Origin of the sequence: Saccharothrix syringae (genome assembly GCF_009498035.1) — a bacterium.
Taxonomy (GTDB): domain Bacteria; phylum Actinomycetota; class Actinomycetes; order Mycobacteriales; family Pseudonocardiaceae; genus Actinosynnema; species Actinosynnema syringae.
On sequence record NZ_CP034550.1, the window covers coordinates 2,435,273 to 2,452,379 of the forward strand.

General features: G+C 73.1%; 15 protein-coding genes. 10 read left to right on the forward strand and 5 right to left on the reverse strand.

Annotated elements, in window-relative coordinates:
- Positions 1–25 precede the first annotated feature (25 nt).
- Together EKG83_RS11470 and EKG83_RS11475 are read left to right on the forward strand one after the other, a co-directional pair.
- Positions 26–535, forward strand: a complete 510-nt coding sequence (locus tag EKG83_RS11470) for a hypothetical protein (protein ID WP_153278023.1) — start codon at positions 26–28, stop codon at positions 533–535.
- A complete protein-coding gene (locus tag EKG83_RS11475; protein ID WP_033427105.1) occupies positions 532–801 on the forward strand; it encodes a hypothetical protein in 270 nt (89 codons plus the stop codon). Before EKG83_RS11470 ends, EKG83_RS11475 begins: the two co-directional genes overlap by 4 nt.
- Before the next feature lie 603 nt (positions 802–1,404).
- Here the strand turns inward: EKG83_RS11475 and EKG83_RS11480 are convergent.
- The 3 genes from EKG83_RS11480 to EKG83_RS11490 are packed head-to-tail and all read right to left on the reverse strand — an operon-like array spanning position 1,405 to position 5,095.
- Positions 1,405–2,622, reverse strand: coding sequence for a rhamnosyltransferase WsaF family glycosyltransferase (locus EKG83_RS11480; protein WP_033427107.1), 1,218 nt, complete (start codon positions 2,620–2,622; stop codon positions 1,405–1,407).
- The gene (locus EKG83_RS11485) at positions 2,619–4,061 is read right to left on the reverse strand and encodes a lipopolysaccharide biosynthesis protein (protein ID WP_084715806.1); all 1,443 of its coding nucleotides are present in this window, start codon (positions 4,059–4,061) and stop codon (positions 2,619–2,621) included. The genes EKG83_RS11480 and EKG83_RS11485 overlap by 4 nt, the downstream gene beginning before the upstream one ends.
- Positions 4,046–5,095 (reverse strand): glycosyltransferase family 2 protein, encoded by a 1,050-nt coding sequence (locus EKG83_RS11490; protein ID WP_033427108.1) that lies wholly within the window; start codon positions 5,093–5,095, stop codon positions 4,046–4,048. The genes EKG83_RS11485 and EKG83_RS11490 overlap by 16 nt, the downstream gene beginning before the upstream one ends.
- 81 nt (positions 5,096–5,176) lie before the next feature.
- Between EKG83_RS11490 and EKG83_RS11495 the strand changes: the two genes are divergently transcribed.
- From EKG83_RS11495 to EKG83_RS11505, 3 genes are all read left to right on the forward strand, one after another.
- Entirely contained in the window at positions 5,177–6,037 is an 861-nt protein-coding gene (locus EKG83_RS11495; RefSeq protein WP_033427109.1) for a glycosyltransferase, read from the forward strand.
- 14 nt (positions 6,038–6,051) lie between these two features.
- Positions 6,052–7,311 (forward strand): hypothetical protein, encoded by a 1,260-nt coding sequence (locus EKG83_RS11500; protein WP_033427110.1) that lies wholly within the window; start codon positions 6,052–6,054, stop codon positions 7,309–7,311.
- 113 nt (positions 7,312–7,424) lie between these two features.
- Positions 7,425–8,747: a YVTN family beta-propeller repeat protein gene (locus tag EKG83_RS11505; protein ID WP_033427111.1), complete on the forward strand. Its 1,323-nt coding sequence runs from the start codon at positions 7,425–7,427 to the stop codon at positions 8,745–8,747.
- Here EKG83_RS11505 and EKG83_RS11510 read toward each other — a convergent pair.
- Positions 8,709–10,007, reverse strand: coding sequence for an MFS transporter (locus tag EKG83_RS11510; RefSeq protein WP_084715808.1), 1,299 nt, complete (start codon positions 10,005–10,007; stop codon positions 8,709–8,711). The genes EKG83_RS11505 and EKG83_RS11510 overlap by 39 nt on opposite strands.
- Positions 10,008–10,092: 85 nt before the next feature.
- Between EKG83_RS11510 and EKG83_RS11515 the strand changes: the two genes are divergently transcribed.
- The 4 genes from EKG83_RS11515 (at position 10,093) to EKG83_RS11530 (ending at position 15,190) form a co-directional block, all read left to right on the forward strand.
- The gene (locus tag EKG83_RS11515; RefSeq protein ID WP_033427112.1) at positions 10,093–10,875 is read left to right on the forward strand and encodes a WecB/TagA/CpsF family glycosyltransferase; all 783 of its coding nucleotides are present in this window, start codon (positions 10,093–10,095) and stop codon (positions 10,873–10,875) included.
- Positions 10,876–10,877: 2 nt separating this feature from the next.
- Positions 10,878–12,923: a glycosyltransferase gene (locus EKG83_RS11520; RefSeq protein ID WP_033427113.1), complete on the forward strand. Its 2,046-nt coding sequence runs from the start codon at positions 10,878–10,880 to the stop codon at positions 12,921–12,923.
- A 240-nt stretch (positions 12,924–13,163) separates the two neighbouring features.
- The gene (locus EKG83_RS11525; RefSeq protein ID WP_033427114.1) at positions 13,164–14,699 is read left to right on the forward strand and encodes a serine/threonine-protein kinase; all 1,536 of its coding nucleotides are present in this window, start codon (positions 13,164–13,166) and stop codon (positions 14,697–14,699) included.
- 17 nt (positions 14,700–14,716) lie between these two features.
- Entirely contained in the window at positions 14,717–15,190 is a 474-nt protein-coding gene (locus EKG83_RS11530; RefSeq protein ID WP_033427315.1) for an SLATT domain-containing protein, read from the forward strand.
- Here the strand turns inward: EKG83_RS11530 and EKG83_RS11535 are convergent.
- Positions 15,177–15,962 carry an enoyl-CoA hydratase/isomerase family protein gene (locus tag EKG83_RS11535; protein WP_033427115.1) on the reverse strand — a complete coding sequence of 262 codons (786 nt, stop codon included), beginning with the start codon at positions 15,960–15,962 and terminating at the stop codon, positions 15,177–15,179. The two genes, EKG83_RS11530 and EKG83_RS11535, sit on opposite strands and share 14 nt — an antisense overlap.
- Before the next feature lie 594 nt (positions 15,963–16,556).
- Between EKG83_RS11535 and EKG83_RS11540 the strand changes: the two genes are divergently transcribed.
- Positions 16,557–17,105, forward strand: a complete 549-nt coding sequence (locus EKG83_RS11540) for a LuxR C-terminal-related transcriptional regulator (protein ID WP_033427116.1) — start codon at positions 16,557–16,559, stop codon at positions 17,103–17,105.
- Positions 17,106–17,107: the final 2 nt, after the last annotated feature.

Consider the following 17,107-nt stretch of genomic DNA (forward strand, 5'->3'; position numbering starts at 1 on the left):
CTCCACTCCGGCACCCCGCGCGGTCGTGACCTGCGCGACCGCTCCGCCAAAAGGACACTTGCGTCCAGGGGGAAGGGAACCCGACAACTTCGCGAAATTCGGCGGGCGCGTGAAACCGCGGGTACCGGCGATCAGTTCCGCCTCGGCCAACTCCTTCTGCACCGGTGGCAACGCCACGAGCATCCGGGACTTCACCACCGGCGGCACGAGCTACACCCGGAGCCGCGGCGGTGACGACTTCGCGTTCGACGTGACGTCCGGGATCGCCGTCGACATGCGCTGGTCGAAGTGCTCGGACTCCAGCGTGCACGGGTCCGCACATCCAGTACGGCGGCTACACCTCGACCGGCTCGTTCAACGGCTACACCTGCTGGAACCACAACTTCGCCCGACCCGGAAGGCGAGTGTCGCGCCCGAACGCTTTGGGAAAACGGTCGAGGAAGGTCGGTGGAATGTGCTCGAAGAAAGCGGTCACGGTCATCGCGGCGATTTTCGCGACGACGATCACCGGGTGTTCGCGGCAGGCGCCCGGTGAAACCGGGGGATCGGTCCCCGGCCAGGACGCCGCGGGCGTCGACCAGCCGGGAGGCGCACGCCCGCGTCACCCAGCTGGCCGAGCGCATCCGGGACTTCATGGCCGCCGGCGCGGCCGACACCGCCTACTCCGCGGCCGACGCCCAGAGCATGGTGACGATCTGGAACACCTGCGCCTGGACGCTCCAGCTGGTCGACGACACCAAGCCGTGGCGACCGCGCCAGTTCATCACCGCCAACGACTGCGACAAGGGCTTCACGCGGTGATCCGCCCGCGCGCTGCTGGCCGCGTCGTGCACCTCGCCGGGCGATCCGGCGGCGGGACCGCGGCGGTCGGCACCAGGCCGCCCGCCGCGACCGTGCGCGTCGAGAACCGCGACATCTACCAGACCGTCCGGCTGGAGGGCGTGGTGGAGGCGCACGACCCGGCCGCCGTGACCGCGCCCCGGGCGGGCCGCTTCGTGCCCGCGGTCCGCGAGGGGCAGGCCGTGGTGGCCGACGCGCTGCTCGGCACCGTCCGCTGCCCGCCCGCCGACACCCGGGCCGGGGGCGCGACCGCCACGACGACCGCGGCGTGCGCGAACCTCCAGGTGCGGTCGCCGAGTCGACCACGTGACGACGTTGCACGACGTGCCGGTGTTCGGCACCTGCGCCGAGCCGAACAAGTCGATCGCCGCGAATGCCCTGACCGGCCGGAACGTCCTGGAGCTGAGCCGTTCACGACCGCGGTCGGCGTCGGTGTACCGGCGGTGCGACCACGCGCACCTCCTGATCCCGCGCGTCCTCCACCGGGCACGCGGTGTCCGAGTGGAGGACTCGCGGTGCCGGAGTGGCGGACTCGCGGTGCCGGAGTGGAGGACTCGCGCGGGGTCAGAGGTCCAGGGAGCGGCGGAGGAGTTTTTCCAGCTCGTGGCCCGCGGCGTCCCAGGAGCGGGAGGAGACGCTGGTGGAGGCGGTGCGGGAGAGGGCGGCGAAGTCGGGCGTGGTGACCACTTCGGACAGTGCGCGGGCCAGGTCGTGCGGGGTGGCGGGGGCGTAGCGCACGTAGTTGTTGTCCAGCACGACGCGGTTGTGCGCGGCGTCGTTCACGACCGGGATGCAGCCCGCGGCCAGCATCTCGTGCGGCACCAGGGACACGTTGGTCATCGACAGGGTCAGGCCGGCGTAGGACCGGTTGTAGATGTCGTTGAGCCGGTCGGGGGTGACCAGGCCGTGGTCGACGTGCCGGGGCCCGAGCGAGCCGATCTTCTCGCCGTAGGTGTGGATGTGCAGGTCGGGGTGCTTCGCGGCGAAGATCTCCAGGGCCAGCAGGCCGATCTCGATCGCCCGGCGGGGCGCCAGCCGCCTGGCGTAGAACACCACGCCGTCCCGCGGCACGCCCGCCCGCACGTGGTACCGGTCCGCGTCGCAGCCGAAGTCGAAGTGGTCGGCGGCCATGCCCAGCTCGGTCCGCAGCTTGTCGGCCAGGAAGCGGCCGGCGGTGAAGCCGTGGAAGCCCATCCGGTAGGTGTTCTCCGCCAGCGCGGACAGCCCGCCCACCGGGAAGAACCACGGCTCGTAGTCCTGCACGAGGTAGAACCGCTTCCCCGCGCACGGGTCGTTGAACGCCGGGTAGGCGGTCATCCACGCGGTGGCGAACACGGCGTGCGCGTCGGCCATCCCGTCCAGCACGTCGAGCACCGGCCCGCGGAACCCCGGGTACGCCGACCGGATGCCCGGCTCGTGGTCCACCGCCCGGCTGCCGTACACGTCGTACAGGTACAGCCGGCAGGTGTGCCCCAGCGACTCCAGGTGCTCGACCAGCCGGAACATGGTGGTGTGCCCGCCGGAGCCGGGCGCGGGCGGCGTGCTGATCCAGTTCACGGTCAGCCGGCCGTCCGCGGGCACGGGCGGCACGACCACCGGCCGCGGCGCGCCGAGGTCCGCGGCCCGCACGTCCTCCAGCCGCACCGGGAACACCTCGGCGTCCGCGCCGAACCGGCGTGCGGCGGTGTGCAGCGCGCGGGCGCCGAGCCCTCGCACCCCCTGGTCGCGCACGATGCGCGAGACCTGGTGCGCGCGGCGCTGCAACTGCTGGACGACCCTCACGCGTTGCTCCTCCTCAGCAGCCCCAGCACCTCGTGGCGCAGGGGGAAGACGACGGCGGCGTAGGCCAGCGACGCGGCCGCGCCGCCCACCAGCAACCGCAACAGCGGGTCCGCGACCAGTTCCTGCACGCCCACCGCGACCGCGACCATCACCGCGCCGCCGAGCACCGGGCGCGCCACGGCGGCACCCAGGTCGCGCGCCCGCACCCCGTAGGGCCGGAACGCCACCAGGTACGCGGGCACGATGAACACCAGCACGACCACGCTCTGCGCCGCGGCCACACCCCGGATGCCGTCCACGTGCGCGCCCAGCGCGAGCAGCGGCACCAGCGCGACCAGCCACACCAGGTGGATGACCAGGATGGCGCGCGACCGCCCGGCGCTGGCCAGGTAGTCGTACCCCAGCTCCAGCGCCACGCGCAGCGCGCCCAGCAGCACCAGCAGCGCCAGCGCCTGCGCCGCGGGCGCCCACCGCTCGCCGTAGACGACCCGGACCAGCGGGTCGGCCAGCACGGCCAGCAGCACGCACGCGGGCACGGTGGCCAGCGACAGCAGCCGCAGCGCGCGGGCGAACGTCCGCGTGAACACCGCCGGGTCGTTCCTGACCTGCGAGAACGCCGCCAGCGAGACGCTGCGCACCGGTTGCGAGAACGCCGCCACCGGCCAGTTGGCCAGGTTGAACGCCAGCAGGTAGTACCCCAGCGGCACGGTGCCCAGCACGCTGCCGACCACGATCTGGTCGACGTTGAGCACGCCGAACACCAGCAGGCTGGCCCCGGCCAGCGGCAGGCCGAACGCGAGCAGCTCCCGCGCCTGCCGGGCGTCGAACCCGGGCCGGTAGCGCTGCTCGGTGTAGGCGAACATCACCCCGGCCGACACGAGGTTGGTCGCGATCCGCGACCACGCCAGGCTCCAGGCGCCGAACCCGAGCACGGCCAGCACCACCACGACGGTCGTGCCGACCACGAACGCGGAGGTGTCCGCCACGAACTTGTGGTTCTGCCGGAACTCGCGCTGGAGCAGCGCGCCCGGCACCGCCGACGCGCCCGCCACCACCAGCGACACCGACATGAGCTGGATCACGCCGGTGGCCTGCGGCGTGCCCATGGCGCCGGCGAACCACGGCGCGCCGACCACGCACACCAGGCACAGCAGGGCGCCGGAGGCGATCGACAGGGTGGTCACCGTCGGCGCCAGCTCCGCCACCGGCTTGTCGCTGCGCACCAGGGCGACGCTCACGCCCATCTCGCTCACGCTGAGCACGATGTTGAGCACCACCAGCGCGACGGCGAACACGCCGAACTGCTCGGGCGCGACCAGCCGGGCGACGAGCACGCCCACGCCGACCTGCCCCAACCGCTGCAGGAGGCTGTTGACGGCGCTCCACCTGATCGCCGAGGTGACCTTGCGCTCCAGGCCGGCGGTCACTGGCCGCGCCACTTCCAGATCTGCTTGCCCACCAGGCCGCGCCCCCGCTTGACCAGGTGCGACCCGACGAACACCTGGGTCCGGCTGCACACCTTCGGCCCCAGGGCGCGCCGCCGCCGCAGCGCCCGGTGCTCGGGCAGCCGGGCGGTGGCGGGGTAGACGCGGCGGGCGAAGTCCTCCAGCTCGTCCACCGGGATCTCGGCGAGCTGGTCGCGGTCGTAGGCGCGGACCGCGCGCCACAGCGCGTCCCTGGCGATGGACCGGTTGGCCAGCTCGCGCAGCCGCGGCGGCAGGTCGGGGTGCTCGCGGAAGAACAGGTCGAACACGGCCTGCCGCTGCTCCAGGTCGGCGAACAGCGACGAGAACCGGGTGCGCATCATGCTCTGCTGGTGCACGCGGTAGTACGCGGCGGGCTCGCCGCGCACGTAGCCGACGTCGGACACCGCGGCGATGCGCATCCACATCTCCAGGTCGCCGGCGTGCGGCAGGTCGGGCCGGTAGCCGCCGACCCGCTGCTGCACGGACGTGCGCACCACGGCCTCGGGCGAGGACAGCACGTTCTGCCCGGTGCGGCAGCGCGCCTCGATCCAGTCCACACCGGACCACACGGTGCGGCCCGCCGGGGGCGCGACCACCTTCGGCAACGCTTCGCGGTCGCGGTAGTACACGACCCGCCCGTAGACCATGCCGACCCCGGGGTTGGCCTCGAACACCCCCGCGGCCCGGGCCAGCCAGCCGGGGGCCAGCAGGTCGTCGGCGGAGAGCAGCACGGTGTAGTCGGCCTTGGCCCACTCCAGCAGGCCCTCGTTGTAGGTCGCGATGTGACCCGCGTTCACCTCGTGGCGGCGGCCCTCGACGCGCGGGTCCCGGGTGAGCTCGGCCACCACTTCGGGCGTGTCGTCGCCGGAGGCGTCGTCGATGATCAGCACCCGCACGTCCACACCGGGCTGGTCGAGCACGCTCCGCACGCATGCCCGCAGGAACCGCGCGTAGTTGTAGCAGGGTATGACCACGTCGACCGTGGGTCGTGCCGAGGGCTCAGTCACGACCTACTCATCGCGCGCGGTGCCGGATCGTTAACGGTCCGCCCCGGATCCCGATGTACGGGACAACGGGAAGGGGTTGTGATGGACCACGTCATTCTGACGCGCTTCAACCTGCCGTCCGTGGGCGCCGAGAGCGTCGTGCGGGCGCGGGAGGGGTGGTTGGTCGAGCGCGTCGGGCTGTTCGAGCGGTACTGCCTGCCCTCGGTGGCGGCGCAGACCAGCGCGAACTTCCGGTGGCTCATCTACTTCGACCCGGAGAGCCCCGGCTGGCTCAAGGACAGGATCGCCTCCCACGGCGACGCGTACACGCCCGTGTTCCGCACGCGGGTGAGCCGCGAGGAGCTGCTGGAGGACATCACCAAGCTCTTCCCCACCAGGGGCGACGGCCTCATCACCACCAACCTCGACAACGACGACGGCCTGGCCACCGACTTCGTCGCCCGCCTCCAGGCGGCCCGCCCCACCGGCCGCCGCACCGCGCTCTACCTGGCGAACGGCCTGGTCAAGAGCCCGGGCGGGTTGTACGCGCACCACGACCCGGACAACGCGTTCGCCTCGATGCGGGAGGGCTGGGACGACCCGGTGACGTGCTGGACCGACTGGCACAACCGCCTGCACCGGCACGCCGAGGTGCTGTCGCTGGGCGGCGCGCCCGGCTGGCTCCAGGTGGTGCACGGGCGCAACGTGAGCAACCGCACGCGCGGCCGGCTGGTGTCACCCGTCCCGCACCGGGCGCGTTTCGGCGCGGCGCTGGACGACGTGCCCGAGCCCGCCGGGCGGGTGATCGCCCGTGACCGGTTCGTGGGACATCCCTTGCGGGTGGCGCGTGACGGGGCCAGATACTTGGCCAAGACGACGGCGATGCGGCTCCTCGGCCCCGGTGGCTTCGAGAAGGCCAAGCAGGTACTGGCCGCGCGCGGCCGCCCCGGAACCCCCAACTGAACTGGAGCGCGACCATGATCGGACCGCGAGCATTACTGGCGGTGCTGCTCCTCACGACCGCCTGCACGGCCGAGGCCGAGGTCCGGCCCCGGCCGCCGGCCGAGCCGGTCGTCCTGCCCGGCCCCTCCGTCGACTACTACGAGAAGTGGGCCAACGGGCCCAACCCCGCCGGCGACCCGACCGTGTTCCCGGTCAACGTCTGGATGCAGGACCCGTCCGGGGTCGAGAACGGCGAGAAGCTGGGCCGCGCCTACCCGCGCATCGGCGTCGACTCCGGCATCGGGCTGTGGGAGGACCAGTGGTGGTACCTCCGCCAGGAGGGCCTGTACGAGACCGACTGGCGGGTCTACGTCGACCCGGTGCGCCTGGACACCGTGCTCAAGGACACCGAGCACGCGCGCAACTACGTCGGCTACCTGGTCGCCGACGAACCGGACATGAACAAGGTCTACGGCGACGTGTTCAACCCCGACATGCAGCCCTCGGCCATCCTCAAGGCCGCGAACGAGGTGCGCGCCAAGGACCCGACGCGGCCCACCTACCTCAACTTCAGCCCCTGGATGGGCACCCCGACCGGCCAGATCGGGTACGGCCACGTCGAGAAGTCCTACGAGGAGGACATGCGGACGTACTGCTCGGCCGCGGACCTCGTCTCGGCCGACTACTACGCCTGGACCCACCCCGACCGCAACCACACCGTCGGCGCGTACGCCTACGGCGAGGTGATCGACACCATGCGCAAGTGGTGCGGCCCGGACAAGCCGATCTACGGCTTCGTGGAGACCGGCCACCCGCACACGCACGGCGAAATCATCGACGCCGACCAGCTGGAGTCGGCGGTGTGGAACACCGTCCTGCACGGCGCGACCGGCATCAACTACTTCGCGCACAGCTTCTACACCGACGGCAAGGGCGAGTACTCCAGCGTGCTGACCCGCCCGGAGATCACCGCCCGGGTGACCGCGGTGAACGCGCGGCTCAAGGCGCTCGCGCCGGTGCTCAACTCGCCCAGCCTGTCGGGCGTGGCGGCCCGCAGCGACAACGGCATTCCGGTCGCCGTGCTGCACAAGCAGCTCGACGGGCAGCGGTGGGTGCTCGCGCAGACCGACGGGAACAAGGAGAACCCCAAGAGCCTCCCGGCGAAGGTCGAGCTGAGCGTGCCGGTGCGCTCCGGTCGGGCGACCGTGGTCGACGAGGACCGCACCGTGCCGATCGTGAACGGGAAGATCGTGGACGACTTCAAGCCGTACCAGGTGCACGTCTACCGGTTCTGACGGGCGTACTTCCGGGCAGACCGCGGCCTTCGGGCGGTTGCGGCTAACGGGCCGGCGGCAGGGCGCGATTGGGGCAGTGCGGGACCCCAGTCGACGCCCACCCCCGGAGGCCGATGGTGCACAGATTCATCCGCAAGGCGACCGCGACCGGCGGCGCCGCGGCGGTGGGGGCGGCGCTGCTGCTCGTGCCGACCGCCACCGCGAACGCCGAGCCCACCCGGGTGCTCGGGTACGTGGCCAACAACGGCGGTGGGGTGTCCGTGCTGGACACCGCCACCGACGCGGTCACCAGCACGATCGGCGACTCCACCGCCGGCTCGCCCTACGGCGTGGGCGTGGCGTTCGACGGCGCGCGCGGCTACGTGACCAACGTCCGCGACAACACGCTGACCGTCATCGACACGCCGACCAACACCGTGGACGCGGCGGTGCCGGTCGGCGACGGCCCGGCGGGCGTGGTGGTCGCGCCCGACGGCGGCCACGTGTACGTGTCGAACTACCGGGCGGGCACGGTGTCCGTGGTGGACGCGGCCACGCTGACCGCCACCGAGACCATCCCGGTCGGCCCGAACGCCGACGGCGTGGCGATCAGCCCGGACGGCTCCCGGTTGTACGTGGCGCACGACGTGGTCGGCCCCGGCACGGTGTCCGTGGTGGACACCGCGACCAACACCGAGGTCGCCGAGGTCGCCACCGGCAGCACGCCGACCGCGGTGGCGGTGACCCCGGACGGCGCGAAGCTGCTGGTGGTCAACAAGCTCTCCAACAACGTGGCCGTGGTGAGCACCGCGACCAACGCCGTGATCGGCACCATCCCGGTCAGCTTCATCCCGCACGGCATCGCGATCTCGCCCGACGGGGCCCGCGCGTACGTCACCAACAGCGAGAACCACACGCTGTCCGTGGTGGACGTCACCGCGCTGACCCACGTCGCGCAGGTCCCGGTGGGCAGCAGGCCCGTCGGCGTCGCCCTCACCCCGGACGGCGCCCGCGCGTACGTGACGAACTTCAACAGCGGCACGGTGTCCGTCGTGGACACCGCGACGCTGGCCGTGGTCGACACCGTGCCGGTGGGCGAGAACCCGGTGGGCATCGCGATCCACGCGGTGCCGCCCGCGCCGACGAAGCTCACCGCGGGGTACGCGCAGCTCCAGACCCGCCTGCTGTACTTCCAGCTGCGCGGCCTGGACGCCACCCTGGTCGAGTCGCACACCGGCCGCCCGGTGGTCGGCGAGCAGGTGTCGTTCCGCACCGTCAAGGGCCACCCGCTGTGCACCGCCACCACCGGCGCCACGGGCAAGGCGACGTGCGACGCGAACGTGCCGCTGGTGGTCGGCCTGGCCACCCTGCTGCGGGGCTACACCGCCGGGTTCGCCGGCGACACCGCCCACGGCACGTCAGCCGCCCACGGCGGCGTCGTCCTGAGCCTGCTGTGAGCCACCGCCCGGTGAGCCACTGCCCGGGGAGGCATCCCCGTGGGGGGCGCTTCCCCGGGCGGTGAGCCACCACGCGGCCAGCACGGCGACCAGCAGGGAGCCGATGGCGGCGTGGACGGCGGTGCCGAAGGCGGCGTACTGGAGCAGGAAGCCGAACGCCACCGAGGACGCGAACCGGGCGAGGGCCTGGCCGGTCTGCACGACGGCCAGGCCCGACGCCCGCAGCGTCTCCGGCACCAGCGCGCTCACCCGCGCGGACAGCACGCCGTCGGTGGCGGCGTAGAACAGGCCGTGCAGCAGCAGCGCCGCGCCCGCGCCCCAGTAGCCGGTGCCGGGGGCCAGCAGCAGCAGCGCGTAGACGCCGAGCAGCAGCACGTGCCCGCCCAGGAACACCGGCCACCGGCCGACCCGGTCGGCCAGCCTGCCCGCGGGCGCGGCGGCCAGCAGGAACACCAGCGCGGTGCCCAGCGGGAACAGGGCGAGCAGGCTCAGCGGCGCGCCGGTGGCCTCCTGCACCAGGACGAACACGAACGCGTCGGACAGCGTCGCCAGGCCCAGCACCGCCGAGGCGACCGCCACCCGCCGGTACCCGGTCCCGCGCAGCAGCGCCAACCCGGCCCGCACCGACGGCTTCGGCCCCGACGGCGCGGGCGCGGGGTGCTCCCGCACGAACGCCGCCAGCACGATCAACCCCACCACCGCGAAGCAGCCGCTGACCACGAACACCGGCCCGGCGACCACGCCGATCCAGTACAGCAGCAGGAACGTCACCAGCGGCCCGAGCAGCGCGCCGACGGTGTCCATGGTGCGGTGCACGCCGAACGCCGCGCCCAGCCGCTCCGGCGGCGTGGCCAGCGAGATCAGCGCGTCGCGCGGCGCGGTGCGCAGGCCCTTGCCCGCGCGGTCGGCGGCCAGCGTCGCGCCGATCCCGAACGCCGACGCGCCGACCACCGGGAAGATGAGCTTCGTCACCGCCGACAGCCCGTAACCGGCCGCGGCGACCGCCTTGTGCCGCCTCGTGCGGTCGGACAGGTGCCCGCCGACGAGCCGCAGCACCGCGGTGGCGCCGGTGTAGAGCCCGTCGAGGAAACCGAACTGGGCGTAGCTCATGTTGAGCGAGAACAGCAGGTAGACGGGCATGAACGCGGTCACCATCTCGGCCGACACGTCGGTCAGCAGGCTCACCGCGCCCAGGGCGACCACGGTGCCCGGGACCTTGCCCCTGACCCGGTCGCGCGGTCGGGCGGACGCTACGTACATGCCCCGGATATCGGTCACGGGCGGTGACCGTTACCGGTGTCGGGCTCGCGGTAACGGTGCCCGCGCCGCCGCCGATGACGCGGGTATGCCGGACATCTCGCAGGCCCGCGTCCGCGTGGGTGCCGTCGACGTGTGGGCCGTCGCCGAGACCGGCGTGGCCGAGCACGTCGCCGGGGCGTGGCGGCGCGCCGAGGGCGGCGCGATCGTCACGGCCAACGTCGACATCGTGCGCGCCGCCACCCGCGACCCCGCGCTCGCCGCGCTCATCGCCGGCTCGGAGGTCGTCGTGGCCGACGGCATGCCGGTGGTGTGGGCGGGCAGGCTCGCGGGCGTGCCCGTGCCCGAGCGGGTCACCGGTTCCTCGCTGGTGTTCACCCTCGCCGGCGCCGCCGCCCGCGAGGGCCGCTCGGTCTACCTGCTGGGCGGCAACCCGGGCGTGCCCGAGCGCGCCGCCGCGGTGCTCGCCGAGCGGTTCCCGGGGCTGCGCGTGGCGGGCACGGACTCGCCGCCGTTCGGCTTCGACACCTACCCGGAGCTCACCGCCGAGGCCGTGGCCAAGGTGGTGGAGGCCAAGCCGGACCTGGTCATGGTCGGCCTGGGCTTCCCCAAGCAGGAGCGGCTGATCCGGCTGCTGCGCGCGGAGCTGCCGCGGACCTGGTTCCTGGGCTGCGGCGCGGGCATCCCGATGGCGGCGGGCGAGTTCCGCCGCGCCTCCGGCGTGGTGCAGAAGGTGGGCGCCGAGTGGCTGCACCGCCTCGCGCTCGAACCGCGCCGGCTGGCCAAGCGCTACCTGCGCGACGACCTGCCGTTCGCGTTCCGCCTGCTCGGGGGCGCGCTGCGCACCCGGTTCCGCCGTCCGGGGGAGTAGAAGTGCCGCTTGCCGTGGTCGTGGTGACCTACCACAGCGCCGACATCGTCGAGGACTGCCTCAGATCGGTCGCCGCCGCGCTGGAGTCCATCCCGGACGGTCGCGTCGTGGTGGTGGACAACGCCTCCGCGGACAACACCCTGGAGGTCGTCGCCCGGGTCGCGCCCGACGCGCGGGTCGTGGCCCGCGCCTCCAACGACGGGTTCGCCGCGGGCGTCAACGCGGGCTTCGCCGCCGCGCCCGACTGCGACGTCCTGGTGCTCAACCCCGACGTCCGGCTGGCACCGGACGCCATCGCGCTGCTGCGGGCCGCCCTGGCGATGCCGGGCACGGGCATCGCGGTGCCGCGCCTGGTCGGTGCCGACGGCGCGCCCCAGCCGTCGTTGCGGCGGGCGCCGAACCCGCTGCGCGCCCTGGGCGAGGCCGTGCTGGGCGGCACCCGCGCCGGCCGCCGCGAGGCGCTCGGCGAACTGGTCGTCGACCCCCTGCGCTACGACACGGCGGGCACCGTGGACTGGGCGACCGGCGCGGCGTGGCTGATCTCCCGCGAGGCCCGCGAGGCGACCGGCGTGCTGGAGGAGCGGTACTTCCTTTACTCGGAGGAGACCGAGTACATGCTGCGCGCCGGCGACCGCGGGTACGCCGTGCGCTACGAGCCGCGGGCGCGCGCCGTGCACTTCGGCGGTGAGCAGTCCACGTCACCGGTGCTGTGGTCGATGGCCACCACGAACCGGGTGCGCATGGTCCGCGAGCGCCACGGCCGCCCGCGCGCGTTCGCCATGTGGCTGGTGGTGCTGCTCAACGAGCTGCTGCGCGCGCCGCGGCACGCCAAGCACCGCACGGCCGCCCGGGACCTGCTGGCCTGGCGCCGCTGGCCCGCGCGCCCCGGCGCCGGCGCCGAACCGGGCTGGATCTGCTTCTCCGCGCAGGACTGGTGGTACCACAACCGGGCGCACTCGGACTTCCAGCTGATGCGGTCGATGGCCCGGCACCGCCGGGTGCTGGTGGTCAACAGCATCGGCATGCGGATGCCGACCCGCGGCAACAGCACCCACGTGTCCCGGCGCATCCTGCGCAAGCTGCGCAGCGTGGCCAAGTTCGTGCGCCGGCCGCTGCCCGAGTTCTACGTGATGTCCCCGCTGCCGCTGCCATTCTACGGCTCGCCGCTGCTGCGCCGGGTCAACGCGGTCCTGGTGCGCGCCCAGGTGCGCCTGGTCGCCACCGCGCTGCGCATGCGCACCCCGGTCGTCATGGTCACCATCCCGACCGCGTGGGACGTGGTCGCCCCGATGCGCAGGCACCGCCTGGTGTTCAACCGCTCGGACCGGCACTCGGACTTCCCCGAGGCCGACCGCGCCGCCATCGAGGCCCTGGAGCACGAGCTGCTGACCCACGCCGACCACGTGGTCTACGTGTCCAACGCCCTGATGGAGGAGGAGCGGCCGCGCACCGGCGCCCGCGCCCACTTCCTCGACCACGGCGTGGACGTCGACCACTTCACCGCCCGGCCCGCGCACGAGTGGCCCGACGACATCCGGTCGGTCCCCGGCCCGCGCGTCGGCTTCTTCGGCGCCCTGGACGACTTCGTGGTCGACTTCGACCTGCTCGAACGCCTCGCCGCCGAGCTGCCCGAGGTCTCCCTGGTGCTGATCGGCGACGCCACCCACCCGATGGAGCGCTTCGACAAGCACCCCAACGTCCACTGGCTGGGCTTCCGCCCCTACAGCCTGATCCCGGCCTACGGCTCGGCCTTCGACGTGGCGATCATGCCGTGGCAGGACAACAGCTGGATCAAGCACTCCAACCCGATCAAGCTCAAGGAGTACCTGGCCCTGGGCCTGCCGGTGGTCAGCACCGACTTCGCCGAACTGGCCGCCTACACCGACCGCGTCCGCGCGGCCACCACCCACGCCGCCTTCGTCGACGCCGTCCGCCTCACCCTCGCCCAGGGCGCCCCGCTCCCACCCGCCGCCCTCCGGGCCTCGGTCCAGCCCCACTCGTGGCACTCCAAGGCCACCACCCTCCTGCGCCTGACCACCACCCCCTGACCCCGCGCGTGTCATGCGCTCAACCCGCGCGTGTCATGCGCTCAACACCCGCGAGTCGAACGTTCAGCACCCTCGTGTCGAACGTCCGGCACCCCCGAGTTCCACGTTCGGGCACCCCCGACCACGTCGTGAGGCACCCTCGGAAGCGCATCCCGCCCCGAGGTTGCGCCGCTGTGGTCTGCGCCCCGTATTCGGCGACCCCGGACGAGCGGGGTGGCGGGCACATCTAGTGTGGGTGTCGTGCAGCCACTGCCCCCGAACGCCCCGTCGCGGATCGGCGACTACACGCTGCTCGCCGCACTCGGTCGCGGCGCGATGGGGTCGGTCTACCTGGCCCGCTCGCGCGGCGGCCGGCCGATCGCGATCAAGGTCGCGCGCCCCGAGCTGGCCGACGACCCGCAGTTCCGCGAGCGCTTCCGCCGCGAGGTCGAGATGGCCCGCTCCGTCGGCGGGTTCTGGACCGCGACCGTGGTCGACGCCGACCCCGACGCCGAGCGCCCCTGGATGGCCACCGAGTACATCGCGGGCCTGAGCCTGCACCAGGCCGTCCAGGACCACGGCCCGCTGCCGGAGCGCGCCGTGCGCCGCCTGGCGGCCGGCCTGGCCGAGGCGCTGGTCGCGATCCACGCCGCGGGCCTGGTGCACCGCGACCTCAAGCCGTCCAACGTCCTGCTGGCCGACGACGGCCCGCGCGTGATCGACTTCGGCATCGCCCGCGCCCTGGAGCACTCCGCGCTCACCGAGGCGGGCATCGTGTTCGGCACCCCCGGCTACCTGTCGCCGGAGCAGGTCGTCGGCCAGGCCATCACGTCCCAGAGCGACGTGTTCGCCCTCGGCTCGATCCTGGTGTTCGCGGCCACCGGCAGCGGCCCGTTCGGCGAGGGCGCCACCTCCGCCCTGGTCTACCGGGTGGTGCACCAGGACCCGGACCTCACGCGCGTGCCGCCGTCGCTGGTGCCGCTGATCGTGCCGTGCCTGGTCCGCGAGCCGGCGAACCGGCCGACGCCCGCCCGGCTGCTGGAGCTGATCGGCCCGCCGTCGGCGGAGCCGTCCTGGCTGCCGGCGAGCGTGCGCACCGTGGTGGAGCAGCGCCACACCGAGCTGGGCAACCTGCCGAACAAGCCGCCGACCCGGGTCATGGTCGACGAGCCGCCGGCGAAGCCGCCGACGGTGGTCAACCCCCACCCGACCGGCATCGCCCCCGTGCCGCCCAAGTCGCCGACCCGGGTCGCGCCGGTGGCCGAACCCGACCCCAAGGACGTCAAGCGCACCGGCGCCCGCTTCCGCACCTCGCGCGCGGTCGGCCTGGGCTGGGCCGGCGCGAACCTGGCCGCGGCCACCGTCACGGGCTGGTTGGCCAACGAGCAGAACGGGGCCGTCGCCCCGGTGCGGCTGGCCGCGTTCATCGCGTTCGTGGTGTTCATGGTCGCCGCGATCCGCCTGCTGATCGGCGTGATGGCCACGCCGCTGACCCTGGACGTCGGCCCGGAGGGCATCACCCTGTCCGACGGCCAGCAGACCCGCCGGCTGCCCTGGTACGCCGTCGCGCGGGTCAAGGTGGAGGCCCACCACGCCCGCCCGTGGCTGGTGGTGTGGCTGGTCAGCGGCGCGCGGCCGCCGGAGACGCTGGGCCGCGGCACCTTCACCACCCACAAGGGCGGCCTGCGCGTCTACCCGGTCTCGCACGAGCGCTACCGCAAGCGCCGCGAGCGGGACATGGCCGAGCTGCGCTCCGCCCTGTCCTGGTACGGATCCGGCGCCTACGACCCGATGTAGCGCCTAGAGTGCCGGGCGTGGACGATCGAGCACCCGCGCCGAAGGCCGGCCTGACCCCGCACGAGCTGGCGCTGGACCTGCTGGCGCGCATCGACCGCGCCCGCGACTACGGCCGGTCCCGCAAGACCACCTTCCGGCGCCGCTCGACCGCGCTCAAGGTCGGCCTGCTGGCCCTGTCCGCGACCGCCACGATCATCCTGGGCTGGCAGGACCTGGACTTCTGGACCGGCCTGGCGTTCTCCCTGGTGGCCCTGACGACGGTGTTCGCCGCGCTGGAGCCGTTCTTCGCGTGGCGGTCGCTGTGGGTGCTCATGGAGGAGTCCCAGTACCGCTTCCACCGCCTCTACGACGAGCTGGCCCACTACCTGGCGGCCACGCCCACCGGCGAGGTGGACGCGGCGCGCGTGGAGGCGATGTTCCGCGAGTACCAGGAGACGTGGGCGGCGGTGAGCACCCGCTGGCTGGAGTTCCGCCGGATCAGCGACCGCTGAACGTTGCCTTCCCCGGCCCGTCGGCCAGGAACGACCGCACCGCGCCGCGCAGGTCCTCGCTGTCGAACAGCTCGGCGGCGATGGCCGTGACGTGCTCGTTGGCCTCGGCCACCCCGCCGCTCTCGAAGTGCGCCAGCACCCGCTTGGTGGCCGCGTGCGCCAGCGTCGGCCCCTTGGCCAGGGCGTGGGTGAACTCCAGCGCGGCGTCGTCGAAGCCGTCGTGCGGCAGCACGCGGTTGACCACGCCCCACCGCTCCAGCACCTCGGCGTCGTAGCGGTCGCCGGTCATCACGAACTCCTTGGCCCGGCCCACGCCCGCCCGCGCGGCCAGCCGCTGCGTGCCGCCCATGGTCGGGGTGAGCCCGACGACCTTCTCCACCAGCCCGAACTCCGCCCGGCTGGAGGCCAGCAGCACGTCGCACGCGACCGCGACCTCGAACGCCCAGGTCAGGCACAGCCCGTGGGCGGCGAACACGGTCGGGAACGGCAGCGCGGCCACCCGGTCGGGCAGCTCCAGCATCCGGTCGAACAGGGCCTTGGCCCGGGCCACGGTTTTCTGCGCGGCGAACAGCCGCACGTCGACGCCGCCGCTGACGACCTTGCCCTCCGCCCGGACGAGCAGCGCCCGGGCCGGTCGCTCCTCCAGGTCGTCCAGCGCGGCCTCCAGGAGGTCGTGCAGCTCGGCGGTGTAGAGGTTGAGCGGGGGAGCGTCGACGGTGAGCACGGCGAGGCCGACCGCGTCCCGCTCCAGGCGGACCTGTTGCGCTGCCACGGGCGAGGACTTTACACGCGTCCGGAATGCCGAAAACCACGTGTCCGAATGGCCCAGCCGGGATGAGAATCTGCCAATGGTTTCCTGGACCGTTCAGCCCGGCGCGGTTGACATCCCGCCCGCCGCGGTCCCGCTCGGCCAAGATCGCCGTTGCCGCGGTCACGTTCGGTGATGCGGACGTGTCGATCTCCGGTGATCCCACCGGTCGGGTTCTCCGCCGTTGTGCGGTGGGTACCCCGTTCCGCCGCGCGCACCCCGCCGCGGCCGGCCCGGGCGCCCGCGGGCTGGGGCCGCCGCGGGAGGTAGGGGTGGGGGAGGGGTGCGCCGCTCGCGGCGGAACGTGAGGCCGCGTCGCCCGCGCCCCGAAGCGTTCGCCTGGACACCGGGTCTGACCTGGTAGAAGCTCGTGTCCTGGACGCACGGCGCGGCCGCCGCGAGGCCGACCGGTTCAGTCGCGACCCCTATGCGGAGCATCGCCTCGAAAAGGTCCTATAGGGGTCATTGGGTCTGCATATCACCCATGTGACCTGTCTCACTTGACACTCAATAATCGTCACATGTTGAGTGTGTGGCGAAAGTCGGCCGCGGAATGAAATGGGGATCAGTCCAGTGGCTTTCGCCGTTGAGTTGACATTTCGTGATGCGCGCCAGGTGCGGAGATCCATTCATCTCGCACACCGGGAATACTGGCGTCCGCTCGCCGAGCAGGGCGTGCTCGTCGGGACCGGCCCGTGGGCCGATGGTTCCGGAGTGCTGCTGATCGTGCAGGTGCCCGACGACGCCGCCGCCCGGGACCTGGTGCGCGGCGATCCGTACGTGCGCTCGCAGTCGATCGCGGAGGTGCGCATCCGCCAGTGGCACGTGCTGCTGGGGCTGCCCGAGGGAGAGCGCGTGCCCAGCATGGTGCGGCCGCGCGACGGGCAGAGCGCCGACGCGCGCTCGCGCGAGCCGCTGACGCCGCACGAGCACCGCATCGCGCTGATGATGCTGGAGGGCATGACGAACCGGCAGATCGCCGAGCACTTCTCGGTGTCGACCCGGGCCGTCGAGCTCCACATCACCCGCATCTACCGCAAGCTCGACATCGGCAGGCGCGCCCAGTTGGCGGCCGCCATGCCGTGGGGGCAGCGGTCCTACCTGTAGCG

Coding starts and splice junctions, on each gene's coding strand:
- EKG83_RS11495 (WP_033427109.1), top strand. CDS start 5,177: ATGGACCACGTCATTCTGACGCGCTTCAACCTGCCGTCCGTGGGCGCC.
- EKG83_RS11500 (WP_033427110.1), top strand. CDS start 6,052: ATGATCGGACCGCGAGCATTACTGGCGGTGCTGCTCCTCACGACCGCC.
- EKG83_RS11505 (WP_033427111.1), top strand. CDS start 7,425: ATGGTGCACAGATTCATCCGCAAGGCGACCGCGACCGGCGGCGCCGCG.
- EKG83_RS11510 (WP_084715808.1), bottom strand. CDS start 10,007: ATGTACGTAGCGTCCGCCCGACCGCGCGACCGGGTCAGGGGCAAGGTC.
- EKG83_RS11515 (WP_033427112.1), top strand. CDS start 10,093: ATGCCGGACATCTCGCAGGCCCGCGTCCGCGTGGGTGCCGTCGACGTG.
- EKG83_RS11540 (WP_033427116.1), top strand. CDS start 16,557: ATGGGGATCAGTCCAGTGGCTTTCGCCGTTGAGTTGACATTTCGTGAT.